Source organism: Sphingobium sp. RC1, assembly GCF_059738765.1.
Map to the genome: position 1 here is coordinate 633,249 of NZ_AP027306.1, position 12,087 is coordinate 645,335.

The window sequence follows — 12,087 nt, forward strand, 5'->3', positions numbered from 1 at the left end:
GCCGCTCACCAATCTTCGATGGTGAGCGCCGACAGTTCGACCCATTCGTCATCTGCATCCGACCTGCCGCCATCAATTATGATGTCGGCTACGAAATGTCTGGGCAGCGACCATTCGGCGTCCTCCAGCCCCTCGGCGAACCGGGCTCGTCGACCTCTGGCGTTCGGCCCCTTAATCCACAGCGTGATGACGTGCTGCCTCCCCTGGAACAATGCGCTGGCCCAGGGACGGCTCATGGCGCTTTCGATGCTCGCCGGTTCGCCTGCACGCTCGATCAATTGGGCGAGCAGTCGGGGCAAGGGATCCTGTCCGCTTAGGCGCCTTCCTTCATTTTCGACCAGTTTCCGGCCTCGGCGGAGATGATCCAGACTTGTCATTGACCCGCGCTCCTGCGATATGTGTTCATGAAATGTTCTATACGTCTCTTGATCCGTTCCCCCGGTTCGCGACCTTGACGCAGGTCGAACACCAGACGGGGATCGCGAACGCTTTCACGGCCAAAGCGTGTCGCCGGAATGCCGTTATCCCGCAGGAACTTCTCTACGGCGCGAATCAGCATGCGTTCCAATCTCCCTCTTCAACGCGATTCGCCCCCTGCGAATCTCTAAGTGTTTTCCTATTTCTTCCCCTATTTCCTACTTGTCTAGGAAAATTCCTATCATTATGGATGAATCATGGTCGGTAATGGAGAAGATCCGCGCGTGGTGCTGGAACGGCTGATTGCCGAGAGGGGGGAGAATTATGCCGATCTATCCCGCCTGCTGAAACGTAACCCGGCCTATGTTCAGCAATTCATCAAGCGCGGCACGCCCCGCAAGCTGGATGAGGAGGACCGGCGGGTGCTGGCGCGTTATTTTGGCGTTGCCGAAGACCTGCTGGGTGGGCCGGGGCGCCAGGCCCCGGTGGAAAGGAAATCGCGGCCTTTGCCCGCAGTGGTGCCTGTGCCGCGCCTGTCGCTCGGCGCGTCGGCGGGACCCGGTTCGCTTGACGAAGATGAGCGGGCGGCGGGCGTCCTGGCTTTCGATGCCAATTGGTTGCGCCATCTGGGCGTGAAGCCTCAAAGAGTTTCCATCATCCGGGTGGATGGCGAATCGATGGCGCCGACGCTCAATGATGGTGACGAGATCATGGTCGACCATGATGATGACGCGATGCGGCTGCGCGACGGGGTATATGTGCTGCGACTGGATGGCGTGCTGATGGTGAAGCGTATCGCGATGGGGCCACGCCGAGGATTGTTCAGTGTCCGCAGCGACAATGTCCATTATCCCGACTGGGTGGACATCGACCCATCACTGGTGGCGATCGTCGGCCGGGTCGTATGGACGGGGCGGCGGCTCGTCTAGGGCCGATAGACATTCAGGAGATGGCGAGCCGAAAATGGTGGTTTTCCGTGACCCTTGAAGCGAGTCACGCGCCTCGCTTCAACGCAGCGTACTCAAAGTACGTGAGCGCCGGAAGCGCGGAGAACCGCCATTTGCAGGCCGCCAGAACTGAATGTCGTATCGGCCCTAGCTTGGCGAGACGTTGGCGGCCTCCTATGTGCGTTGGGCAAGGAGGCCGGGATTGAACGACAATGACGCGGTGATACGCAAGGCGATCGAGTGGCGTGGCGCGCCCATGGCGCTCGCAACGGTCGTATCGACATGGGGATCGGCCCCCCGGCCGCGCGGCAGCCACATGATCGTCCATCGCGACGGACGTTTCGAAGGCAGCATTTCAGGGGGCTGCGTTGAGGCTGATGTCCTGCAACGGGCGGAAGAGGTGATCACGGGCCGCCCGGCGCATCTGGAACGCTATGGCGTTGCCGATGATGACGCCTGGTCCGTTGGCCTTCCCTGCGGAGGCGAGATCAGCGTGCTGGTCCAGCCGGTGGAGGAGGGGAGCTTCGCGCCCGAGTTATTCGACCGGATTGCTGATGCCCGCGATGAGGGGCGGTCCCTCACCCTTTCCACCGACCTTGGTACAGGCATCACCCGCGAGGCAGTGATCGAGGGTCAATTCCACAACCGCTACGATCCGCCGCGCCAGCTGCTGATCGTCGGCGCGGTGCAGATCGCTCAGTCCTTGTGCGCGCTGGCCCAAGCCATGGGCGTGAAACCCGTGGTGATTGATCCGCGCGGCCGATTCCTGACAGAGGAACGCTTTCCCGGCGTCGAGTTGGACGATCGTTGGCCCGACGAGGCGATCGGGGCGCGCCGCCCCGGCGAGGCGACGGCAATCGTGACGCTCAGCCATGATATCAAGATCGACGATCCAGCTCTGGCCGCTGCCCTGCGCGCGCCGACCGGCTATGTCGCTGCGCTGGGGTCGCGCAAGAGCCATGCGGCGCGGCTTGAGCGCCTGTCGGGAATGGGTTTTTCCGCAGAGCAACTTGAGCGAATAGACGGCCCGGCGGGGCTCGACATCGGCGCGGTTGGATCGGCCGAGATCGCCTTGTCCATCGCGGCGGGCATGATCGCAGGCTTCAACGCCCGCAGTTGACCGGCGTCTTCAACAGCATTTGCCGCCATTCTTCCCGCCATAGCGCGCCTTCTGCCGATCGCGGAAAAACTCGGTGGGCGTCATGACCGGCTCGCCGGGATGATGCATGTGCATATGCCGGGCATAGCCCTCATAATCGGGGACACCGACCATCATCATCGCCATCCGGCGCATCCTGTCGAGCAATCCGATCATTCTGCTGGCACCAGAGAAGCGGGGATTTCGCGCGCCGTCGGCGCATCGGCCCGCCGCGCGGCAAGGCAGGTGCGGACGGTGAAGAACAGCAGCGAAAGCACCACCATCAGGAAAATGGCGACCAGCCCGGCGTCCACCCGGTCGTTGAAGATGATCTGCTGCATTTCCGCCATGGACTTAGCGGGGCTGAGCAACTTGCCCTCATTCGCCGCTGCCGAGAATTTCGCCGCATGGGCAAGGAAGCCGACTTTCGCATCGGGCGAAAACAGCTTCAGCAGTCCGGCCGATAATGTGCAGACCAGCAGCCAGGCGGTCGGGATCATCGTCACCCAGGCATAGCGGTTCCGCTTCATCCGGAACAATACCGCCGTCGCCAGCATCAGCGCGATCGCCGCCAGCATCTGGTTGGAAATGCCGAACACCGGCCATAGCGTATTCACGCCGCCCAGCGGGTCCGTGACGCCCTGATAAAGGAAGAAGCCCCAGGCCGAAACCGTCAGCGCGGTGGCCACCAGTCCCGGCATGATGCCCGCTGTATCCTTGAAGCGCGGCACGGCCAGTCCAATCAGATCCTGCAACATGAAACGGCCCGCGCGCGTGCCCGCGTCAACTGCCGTGAGGATGAAGAGCGCCTCGAACAATATGGCGAAATGATACCAGAAGGCTTTCATGGCCGGGCCGCCAATCACATGGGAAAAGATTTCCGCCATGGCCACGGCCAGCGTCGGCGCGCCGCCCGCGCGAGAGATTATGGTATGTTCGCCCACATCACGGGCGGTCTGGGCGATAAGGTCAGGGGTGATGGGAAAGCCCATCGCGGTGACGGCGGCGGCCGCGCTGCTCGCGTCGGTGCCAATCACCGCCGCCGGGCTGTTCATCGTGAAATAAATGCCGGGATCGAGGATCGACGCACCCACCAGCGCCATGATGGCCACAAACGCTTCCATCAGCATCGCGCCATAGCCGATCAGCGGCGCGTCGCTCTCGCTCGCGATCAGCTTCGGCGTTGTGCCGCTTGCGATCAGGGCGTGAAATCCCGACACCGCCCCGCAAGCGATGGTGATGAACAGGAAGGGGAAGAGCCCGCCCGACCAGACCGGACCATTGCCGTTCACGAACTGCGTCACGGCATGCATTTTGAGCGGTGGCGCCATGATGACGATGCCGATGGCAAGCGCGGCGATCGCCCCGATCTTGAGGAAAGTCGAAAGATAATCACGCGGCGCCAGCAGCAGCCACACCGGCAGCACCGATGCCACCGCGCCGTAGCCGATCAGGATCCAGCACAATTGCACCGGCGTGAAGGTGAAGACTGGCCCCCATAGCGGCGATTGCGCGATCGACTGCCCATATATGATCGCCGCCAGCAGGCCGATGAGGCCGATCAGCGAGACCTCGCCAATCCGTCCCGGCCTTATCCAGCGCGTGTAGGCGCCCATCAGCAGGGCGAGCGGCACTGTGGCGGCCACGGTGAACATGCCCCATGGACTTTCCGCCAGCGCCTTCACCACGATCAACGCCAGCACTGCCAGGATGATCACCATGATCATGAAGGCGCCAAACAGCGCGATCGTCCCAGCCGCTTGCCCCATTTCCATGCGGATAAGCTCGCCCAGCGATTTGCCATCGCGGCGCATGGAAATGAACAGGACCATGAAATCCTGCACCGCGCCCGCCAGCACCACGCCTGCGATGATCCAGATGGTGCCGGGCAGATAACCCATCTGCGCGGCCAAGACGGGTCCCACAAGAGGCCCAGCGCCTGCGATGGCCGCGAAATGATGCCCGAACAGGACCACCCGGTCGGTCGCGACATAATCCAGGCCGTCGGCTCGCCTTAGTGCGGGCGTGGGTCGTGCAGGATCAAGCCGCATCACATGCCGCGCAATGTAGAGCGCGTAATAGCGATAGGCGACAAGGAAGCTGCTGACTGCCGCCACGACGATCCAGAGCGCATTGACCGCCTCGCCCCGGGATATCGCAACCATTGACAAGGCGATCGCCCCGACTATGGCCGTCAGGATCCAGGGGATGTGCCGGGTCATCACTCTCTCTATCTTTGTTCGTGTAAGGCGGGCGCCACAGTAGGGCCGCCCATTTCAAAGACAATCATTGATATGGGACGTCACGTTTCCGCCCAAACGGCCATTCGACCGCCGTGCTGGACCACAAGGCCCACCATATGATCACCGGCTGCAACAGCAGGCGCGGGCCGTGATACCACCAGCTCAAATGCACGCCGCTCAATGGAATATTGTTGAGCGCATGGTTCAGATTGGCGGGCCACACGCACAGCGCATAAAGCGCCAAGCCGATCCCGGCGGCCTTGCGCAGTCTAGGGATATGCAATCCCGCAGCGCCCGCAATTTCCGCCACGCCGGTCAGCGCGATGATGTCAGCGGGGTGGGGCACCCAATCTGGCGTGATGGCTATAAAGCCGCCAGGCCGGGTGAGATGAGCGAACCCCGCGATCAGATAAAATAGGGACAATATCCAGCGCGACGCCGTCCTGACGCGGTCTTGCTTGCCCGCCCATCCGTCAAGATCAGAGCTGGACCTCCCCTTCATCCTCTCCATCCCAATAATGCGCCCGTTCCGCGCTCACCTTGATCATCACCAGCCCCGGCGTGTCGATGCCCTCGCCGAACCAGCGGTCAAGGTCACTGTTCCAATGCGCCTGGAACGCCCCCTTGTCACGGACAAGATCGGCGCGTCCTTCTATCGCCACAAATAGCGGGCGCTGCTTCAACAACCCGGCGGAGCCCTGAAAGGCCAAGCCAACCTTCGGGTCGCGCTCGATATCGTGGACCATGACGGTGTCGTCGGTGGTGAAATAATAGCTGTCGCCATCATAATCGACATCACGATTGTTGCTCATCGGCCGTGCGGCGATCTGGCCACCTTCAGCGCGGGTGGAAAGCATCGCGAAGTCGATATCCTTCATCTTCTTCGCCAGCTGCGGCAGCGTGAGGTGGGCCATCGGACACTCCTTGGTTGAGACCATGCCTAACGTCCGAATGGCGCATCGGCTCCCGGGAGACTCGCTATCAGCGCTATAGGAACATATAGTGAACATATCGACTCGAAAGGATCAGCCATGCGCCATGACATGCGCGCCGACACCAAATATCGTCTCTTTTTCGCGCTGAAGCCGTCGGCGATCATCGCGCGCCAGACCGATCATTTGGCAGAGACGCTGGGCGGCGGGGCGCGCCGCATCCGGCTGGAGCATCAGCATGTCACGCTGGCCGTGACCGCCGACTATGTCGAATATCCCTATGCGGTGATCAAGGCATTGCTGCGGGCGGGGACTATGGTCGAAGCTGAACCTTTTGACATGAGGCTCGACCGACTAAGCTTCAGCAATCGCTCCGCCGCCCTGCGCCCGTCCCGATCCCTGCCGCTGCTCAATCAATTACAGAATTCGATCATCAACGCGATGCGGGGGGCAGGCGTGGCCTTGCGCCCCGGCTGGAGCTTCAGCCCGCACCAGACGCTATTCTACAGGGATGGCCCTCCGGCGCAGCAAAGTATCGACGGCTTCCTGTGGTCGCTCGACCAGTTTGTCCTGGTTTGCAGCCATGTGGGCCGCACACGGCACGATATTCTGGGCACCTGGACGCTCAAAGGAGACGGGCAATATGAACTGTTCTGATCCCGGCCTTGGCTATTTGGCGAATGTGATAGCTTTAAGCATCAGCGGAGGGGGGCAGCGTCAACTGTCCCGCTCTTGTCACCCTTCAGTAACGCTGGCCAGAACGGCCGCCCGAAGTTCCGCTATGCCCATGCCCTTTTCGCTTGAGGTCGGGATAATCTCCGGATGGGCAGCGGGCCGTTTCCGGACGGCATCGCCAGTCGCCTGTATCACTTCGGCGAGATGGCTGGCCTTTACCTTGTCTGCTTTGGTCAGGACGATGCGGTAACTGACCGCCGCCGCGTCCAGCATGTCGAAAATCTCGTTATCGACATCCTTGATGCCATGGCGGCTGTCGATCAGTACGAGTGCGCGCTTCAGCTTCGCCCGCCCGCGCAGATAGTCGTTCACAAGGAAGCGCCACTGGCGCACCATATCCTTGGGCGCGCGCGCATAGCCATAACCAGGCATGTCGACGAGGCGAAAACGCAGTGGGTCGCCGACATCGAAAAAGTTCAGTTCCTGCGTCCGTCCCGGCGTGTTCGACGTGCGGGCCAGCCCGTTGCGGCCCGTCAGCGCGTTCAGCAGGGACGATTTGCCGACGTTCGATCGGCCCGCAAACGCCACCTCATTGACCGACATGTCGGGCAGGAACTTCAAATCCGGCGCTGACTTGAGAAAGGTGATCGGCCCGGCGAACACCTTGCGCGCTTCCTCGATCAGCTCTGCCTGTTCCTGCTCGTCCACTTGGATATCCGCCTTATTTCGCCGGAGCCGCGTTCAGCACGGGGTGGCGCTTGTAGAGCCACCACTGCTGCAGCATCGACAGGCAGTTGTTGGTGATCCAGTAGACCAGCAGGCCCGCAGCAAAGGGCGCCATGATGAACATCATCATCCACGGCATGATCGAAAAGATCTGCTGCTGCATAGGGTCCATCTGAGCCGGATTCAGCTTGAACTGCAGCCACATGGAAATACCCAGCAGCAGCGCCAGCACGCCGATCGCCAGGAAGGACGGCGGGGTGAAGGGCAGCAGGCCGAACAGGTTCAAGATATGCAGCGGATCGGGTGCGGACAGATCCTTGATCCACAGGACGAAGGGCTGATGACGCATTTCGATCGTCAGCTGCAACACCTTGTACAGCGCGAAGAAGATCGGGATCTGGATGAAGATGGGCAGGCAGCCAGCGAGCGGATTGACCTTCTCCCGCTTGTACAGCTCCATCATCTCCTGCTGCAGCTTGGGCTTGTCGTCCTTATATTTCTCCTGCAGCGCCTTCATCTTGGGCTGCACCGCGCGCATCGCCGCCATGCTGGCGAACTGGCGCTGGGCGACGGGGAACATCAGCGCGCGGACCACGAAGGTCAGGCAGATGATGGCGACGCCGAAATTGCCGATATGTTCGAACAGCCAGTGCAGCAGCGCGAAGATCGGCTTTTCGAACCAGTAGAACCAGCCCCAGTCGATCGCCCGGTCGAACAGCGGAATTCCCGCGTCCTGATAGGCTTCGAGCGTCTTCACTTCCTTCGCGCCCACGAACAGGCGCACCGTCTGGGTGACGGCCTTGCCCGGCGCCAGCATGGTCGGAGCCAGGCTGTAATCGGCCTGATACTGCGTGCCAGCACCCTTGCGGAACTGGCCTTCAAAGGCAGCCTTCTGGTCGGGGACCAGTGCCGACAGCCAATATTTGTCGGTAAAGCCGAGCCATCCGCCTGTGGACTGGAAGCTTTGGCTGGAAGGACCCTTGTTCAAATCCTTGTAATTCACATCATAGTTGGCAGCGCCGTTGAACACGCCCATCGGGCCGATATGGATGGTCCAGGTGTCCGGGTCCTTGGGGATGCCGGTGCGATTGATGTAACCATAAGGCTTCACCGCGACCATGCCTGTGCCGCTGTTCACGACCTTCTGCTGCGCGGTGATCATGTAATTCTCATCGACCGACAGGCGGATTTCGAAGGCCTGGCCCGCACCGTTGTCCCACCGCAGTGTCACGGGGCTGGTCGGCGTCAGTTCCTGCGCGTCGGCCGTCCAGACGGTGCTCGCGTCAGGAGCCTTCAACCCTTCGCCTTGCCAGCCGAAGCCAGCGAAAAAGGCGTCGTTCGTGCCCGAAGGGCTGTAGAGCCGGATCGCGGGCGAATTTTTCGCGATCGTTTCGCCATAGGTGGGCAGCACGATATCGTCGATGCGCGCGCCCTTCAGGTTGATGGAGCCCGTCAGCTTCGGCGTGCGGATCGCGACGCGCGGGCTTTCTTTCAACACCAGGGCGCGATCGCGAGTCGCGGACGGGCTGCTCGCTACCGGGCTTGATCCCTGCGCCACCGGCGTGGTCTTGCCGCCTTCGATCTTCGTCGCGGGCGGGTTCGCGGCAGGGAAGAAATGCTTGGCAATATAGGGCCAGCCGAACAGGATCGCTGCGGTCAGTAGCACCGCCAGAACAATATTCTTCTTGTCGTCCACGCTTGTCGGCTCCGCCGTGTCTTGTGAAAATTCGTATCAGGGGACCGGGTCGTAACCCGAACCGCCCCAAGGGTGGCATCGCATTAGCCGCTTCGTGGCGAGCCAGCTACCCTTCACCGCACCATATTTGCGGATGGCTTCTATGGCATATTGCGAACAGGACGGCGCATAGCGGCAGCTGGGGGGCAATATGCGCGAGGGGCCAAGCTGCCAGAAGCGCGCGATCAGGATGAGCAAGCGAGCGATCATTGCTCCTGAGCGTTCTGTTCGCGCGAAGGTTTCTTTCGCGGAGGCCCTCGATGGGTGCCAGCAGGGCGGCTCATCACCTTGCCCAGGGCCTTTTCCAATTCCGACCGGAGTAAGGCGAAGTCGCGCTCTATGCCTTCGGAACGGCCGATCAGCACATGGTCGGCGCCCGCGACTCCGTGGATGGGCAACAAGTCCCGCGCCAAGACGCGAAAACGGCGCTTCATCCGGTTGCGGATGACAGCGCCGCCAATCTTCTTCGTAACCGTGATGCCGATACGCATCGCCGGATCGCCATCGCCACGTTCGCGCACCAGCAGGACAAAGCCTGGCATCGGCGCGCGCCGCCCACGATTCGCCGCCAGGAAATCAGCGCGCCGCCGCATCATGGCTGGCGCGCGATCCGGCGGCGCGTCGTTCAGGCGCTCAGGCTCTTGCGGCCCCGCGAACGGCGGGCGCGGATCACATTGCGGCCGCCGGGGGTCGCCATGCGAGCGCGGAAACCGTGACGGCGCTTCCGAACCAGATTGCTCGGCTGATAGGTGCGCTTCATCGTTCATTCCTCAAAGCAAAACGTCAAAATCGGGCGTGACAAAAAAGGGCCGCCGATGGGCGACCGCATGTCAGGGGGCGTCCGATAGGCAAAAGCTGTAGATGAGTCAATGGCGGAGGAGGAGGGATATGCTCACCATGTCCCCTCTCCCCTTCAGGGGAGAGGGTGCCGAGCGTAAGCGAAGGCGGGAGAGGGGAAATGGCGTGAGAGCGCCTTTTAGTCGCCCCCTCTCCCCTGAAGGAGAGAGGGAGTGATGCCCCTCTTACTTCGCCCGTACCGCCGCTACCGCTTGCTTGAGCGCATCATAACCGACCGCGCCGTTCAGCACCTGATCACCCACTACGAAAGTCGGCGTGCCGGTGGCGCGCAACTTTTGCGCCAGCGCGATGTTTGACTGGATTTCACCATTATATTTGCTGTTGGCCATGGCGGCCTCCGCAGCCTTGCGATCGATTCCGACCTTGGCGGCGGCGCCCAGAATGCTTTCCCGCGTAACCTGCCCGCTCGCATACAGCGCCCGATGGAAAGGCATATACTGGCCCTTTTCCGCCGCCAGCAGCGACACCTTTGCCGCATCGGCGCTCTCGTCGGAGAGGATGGGCAATTCACGATAGACGACCTTCACCCCCTTGTCCTCGCCCACCAGCTTGGCAAGGTCGGGCAGGGATGCGCGGCAATAGCCGCATGCGTAATCGAAGAATTCGACCACCGTGACATCGCCGTTGGCTGCGCCTTCCCACGCGCCCGCATAGGGCGTTTCGATGGCCTTGCGACTTTCGCCGATGCTGTCCGACACGCGTTTAGCCTGCAGCCGCTCGACCGCTTCGGGAATGATTTCCGGATGCTCCAGAATATAGTCGCGCACGATCTTCTCGATCGCGGCCTTGTCTCCGGCGGCGACGCTGCCGCTACTCTGCATGCCTAGAGCCGCGCCAGCGGCAGTGGCGGCGATGAAGGCGAGGGCGCCGATCGTCATCTGGATGGTCCTGTTGGAAAGGGCGGCGCGAAAGCCGGGTCGAGAGGTTTCGGTCATTTCTTCTTTCGCTTCTGCTCGACGGCTGCGCGGGAGACCATGGCGATATCCTGCGCCCGCAGATAGTCAACCGTGCCGGGCTTCAATCCCTGCATGGCCGCGTCCGCGCTGCGCAGCGCCATCTGGTCGTCGCCCATCAGGGCATAGCGTTCCGCCGTGGCCAGCGCCGCGCGGGGCGTGTCACCTCGCCGTTCATAAACGACCCCAAGCTGATACCAGGCGAACGGATTTTCCCGGTCGCGCGCCACAGCATTACGCAGCACCTGTTCGGCCTCGGCGAAGTTCTTGTCATCCTCCGTCGCGATGAGCGCATGGCCCAGCATCGTGGCGATCAAGGGCTGCTGCGTCAGTTGCACGGCTTCGCGCAGCGGCGGGATGGCGTCGGCAGGCTTGCCGCTTTCCAGCAGCACCTGACCCTTGAGTTCCAGGAAATAAGGGTCATGCGGCTGCGCTGTCAGAAGGGCGTTCACCTCGGCTATCGCCTTGTCGGGATAGGCGCTTTTATGCCAGGCATAGGCGCGCGCATAATGCGCCGGGATCGACTGATCACTCTCGGGATATCTTTGCAATGTTTGGGTGGGTTCGGAAACGAAGCCGACCAGCTTGGCCTTGATACGCTCGAACCGGGATTCCAGCTTCGGGTCGATGGGTTTGTCCCACGCGGGATCGACCGTATACACTTCCCGCAGGACATTGATGCGTTCGCCGGACAGCGGATGCGTGCGGCCGTAGCTATCTTCCTGAGGGATCGCGAGACGATATTCCTGGTTCTGCAACTTCTTGAAGAATTCCAGGCTACCCTTGCCCGACAGGCCCGCCTTGCTCAAATAGCGCGCACCCGCAAGGTCGGCCGAGCTTTCCTGCGCGCGGGAAAAGGCGAGATATTTGCCCATCGCCGCCTGTTGGCCCATGCCTAATATGCCCATGCCCGCTTCCGCGCCGCCTGCCGCAATCGCGGCGGCGCCCAGGACCAGGCTGAGCAGGGTGATGCCCGTCGCGGCCTTCATGCCTTCCGATGATCGGATGACATGGCCGCCCTCGATATGGCCGAGTTCGTGGGCGACGACCCCTTGCAGCTGGTTCACATTGTCGGCCGCGGCGATCAGGCCGCTATGAACCCAGACATATTGGCCGCCTGCGACGAAGGCGTTGATTTCCGGATCGTTGAGAACCAGCACCTGAACATTGCGCGGCTCCATCCCCGCTGCGCTGACCAGCGGGCCGGACATGTCAGCCATGAAGGCTTCGGTTTCGGCGTCGCGCAGGATCTGCTGCGCCATCGCGGGCTGGACCATGAATGCCAGCGACGCAGCGGCAATCGCGGCGGGACGCAGCCAGCGGCGCATCATGGCCGATCACCATGGAGCAGGGACGAACGCAGCATGTCCGCGCGCCTGCCAGCATCGCCATGAACTCCGCCTGAAGCGAGAACGCCGCCACCTTTCCGGAAAACCGGCAAGGCGGCGGCGTTGCTCATCGGG

At 62.0% G+C, this 12,087-nt stretch carries 17 protein-coding genes; 3 read left to right on the forward strand and 14 right to left on the reverse strand.

The window, feature by feature from the left end; all coding sequences use genetic code 11:
- Window positions 1-5: 5 nt before the first annotated feature.
- Together AC6JBC_RS03185 and AC6JBC_RS03190 are read right to left on the reverse strand one after the other, a co-directional pair.
- Window positions 6-299, reverse strand: coding sequence for a hypothetical protein (locus AC6JBC_RS03185; protein WP_498025357.1), 294 nt, complete (start codon window positions 297-299; stop codon window positions 6-8).
- Between the two features lie 74 nt (window positions 300-373).
- Window positions 374-559: a hypothetical protein gene (locus AC6JBC_RS03190; protein ID WP_097092364.1), complete on the reverse strand. Its 186-nt coding sequence runs from the start codon at window positions 557-559 to the stop codon at window positions 374-376.
- A gap of 115 nt (window positions 560-674) precedes the next feature.
- On the opposite strand from AC6JBC_RS03190, the gene AC6JBC_RS03195 reads away from it, so the two are divergent.
- A complete protein-coding gene (locus tag AC6JBC_RS03195) occupies window positions 675-1,346 on the forward strand; it encodes a S24 family peptidase (RefSeq protein WP_498025359.1) in 672 nt (223 codons plus the stop codon).
- A 220-nt stretch (window positions 1,347-1,566) separates the two neighbouring features.
- Window positions 1,567-2,484, forward strand: a complete 918-nt coding sequence (locus AC6JBC_RS03200) for an XdhC family protein (protein ID WP_498025361.1) — start codon at window positions 1,567-1,569, stop codon at window positions 2,482-2,484.
- Between the two features lie 9 nt (window positions 2,485-2,493).
- Here the strand turns inward: AC6JBC_RS03200 and AC6JBC_RS03205 are convergent, their stop codons facing one another.
- The 4 genes from AC6JBC_RS03205 to AC6JBC_RS03220 form a co-directional block, all read right to left on the reverse strand.
- Entirely contained in the window at window positions 2,494-2,679 is a 186-nt protein-coding gene (locus AC6JBC_RS03205) for a YbdD/YjiX family protein (protein WP_498025362.1), read from the reverse strand.
- Window positions 2,676-4,724, reverse strand: a complete 2,049-nt coding sequence (locus AC6JBC_RS03210; RefSeq protein WP_498025363.1) for a carbon starvation CstA family protein — start codon at window positions 4,722-4,724, stop codon at window positions 2,676-2,678. The genes AC6JBC_RS03205 and AC6JBC_RS03210 overlap by 4 nt, the downstream gene beginning before the upstream one ends.
- Window positions 4,725-4,788: 64 nt before the next feature.
- On the reverse strand, window positions 4,789-5,247 hold the full coding sequence (locus AC6JBC_RS03215) for a DoxX family protein (protein ID WP_498025364.1): 459 nt from the start codon (window positions 5,245-5,247) through the stop codon (window positions 4,789-4,791).
- The gene (locus AC6JBC_RS03220) at window positions 5,225-5,659 is read right to left on the reverse strand and encodes a pyridoxamine 5'-phosphate oxidase family protein (protein WP_498025366.1); all 435 of its coding nucleotides are present in this window, start codon (window positions 5,657-5,659) and stop codon (window positions 5,225-5,227) included. The genes AC6JBC_RS03215 and AC6JBC_RS03220 overlap by 23 nt, the downstream gene beginning before the upstream one ends.
- A gap of 117 nt (window positions 5,660-5,776) precedes the next feature.
- Between AC6JBC_RS03220 and AC6JBC_RS03225 the strand changes: the two genes are divergently transcribed.
- Window positions 5,777-6,334: a 2'-5' RNA ligase family protein gene (locus AC6JBC_RS03225; protein WP_498025367.1), complete on the forward strand. Its 558-nt coding sequence runs from the start codon at window positions 5,777-5,779 to the stop codon at window positions 6,332-6,334.
- A 78-nt stretch (window positions 6,335-6,412) separates the two neighbouring features.
- On the opposite strand, the gene yihA is transcribed toward AC6JBC_RS03225, so the two are convergent.
- The 8 genes from yihA to AC6JBC_RS03265 all read right to left on the reverse strand — a co-directional run bounded on the left by yihA (window position 6,413) and on the right by AC6JBC_RS03265 (window position 12,083).
- The gene (gene yihA, locus AC6JBC_RS03230) at window positions 6,413-7,060 is read right to left on the reverse strand and encodes a ribosome biogenesis GTP-binding protein YihA/YsxC (protein WP_460986789.1); all 648 of its coding nucleotides are present in this window, start codon (window positions 7,058-7,060) and stop codon (window positions 6,413-6,415) included.
- 13 nt (window positions 7,061-7,073) lie between these two features.
- Complete coding sequence (gene yidC, locus AC6JBC_RS03235; protein ID WP_498025369.1) at window positions 7,074-8,774, reverse strand: membrane protein insertase YidC; 1,701 nt, start codon at window positions 8,772-8,774, stop codon at window positions 7,074-7,076.
- Window positions 8,775-8,810: 36 nt separating this feature from the next.
- Window positions 8,811-9,023 carry a membrane protein insertion efficiency factor YidD gene (gene yidD / locus AC6JBC_RS03240; RefSeq protein WP_066526720.1) on the reverse strand — a complete coding sequence of 71 codons (213 nt, stop codon included), beginning with the start codon at window positions 9,021-9,023 and terminating at the stop codon, window positions 8,811-8,813.
- A complete protein-coding gene (rnpA, locus tag AC6JBC_RS03245; protein ID WP_498025989.1) occupies window positions 9,020-9,406 on the reverse strand; it encodes a ribonuclease P protein component in 387 nt (128 codons plus the stop codon). Before rnpA ends, yidD begins: the two co-directional genes overlap by 4 nt.
- Window positions 9,407-9,438: 32 nt before the next feature.
- Entirely contained in the window at window positions 9,439-9,573 is a 135-nt protein-coding gene (gene rpmH, locus AC6JBC_RS03250; protein ID WP_013848777.1) for a 50S ribosomal protein L34, read from the reverse strand.
- 262 nt (window positions 9,574-9,835) lie between these two features.
- Window positions 9,836-10,606: a DsbA family protein gene (locus AC6JBC_RS03255; RefSeq protein ID WP_498025370.1), complete on the reverse strand. Its 771-nt coding sequence runs from the start codon at window positions 10,604-10,606 to the stop codon at window positions 9,836-9,838.
- Window positions 10,603-11,952 (reverse strand): M48 family metalloprotease, encoded by a 1,350-nt coding sequence (locus AC6JBC_RS03260; RefSeq protein ID WP_498025990.1) that lies wholly within the window; start codon window positions 11,950-11,952, stop codon window positions 10,603-10,605. Before AC6JBC_RS03260 ends, AC6JBC_RS03255 begins: the two co-directional genes overlap by 4 nt.
- Window positions 11,952-12,083 (reverse strand): hypothetical protein, encoded by a 132-nt coding sequence (locus AC6JBC_RS03265; protein ID WP_464771314.1) that lies wholly within the window; start codon window positions 12,081-12,083, stop codon window positions 11,952-11,954. The genes AC6JBC_RS03260 and AC6JBC_RS03265 overlap by 1 nt, the downstream gene beginning before the upstream one ends.
- Window positions 12,084-12,087 lie beyond the last annotated feature (4 nt).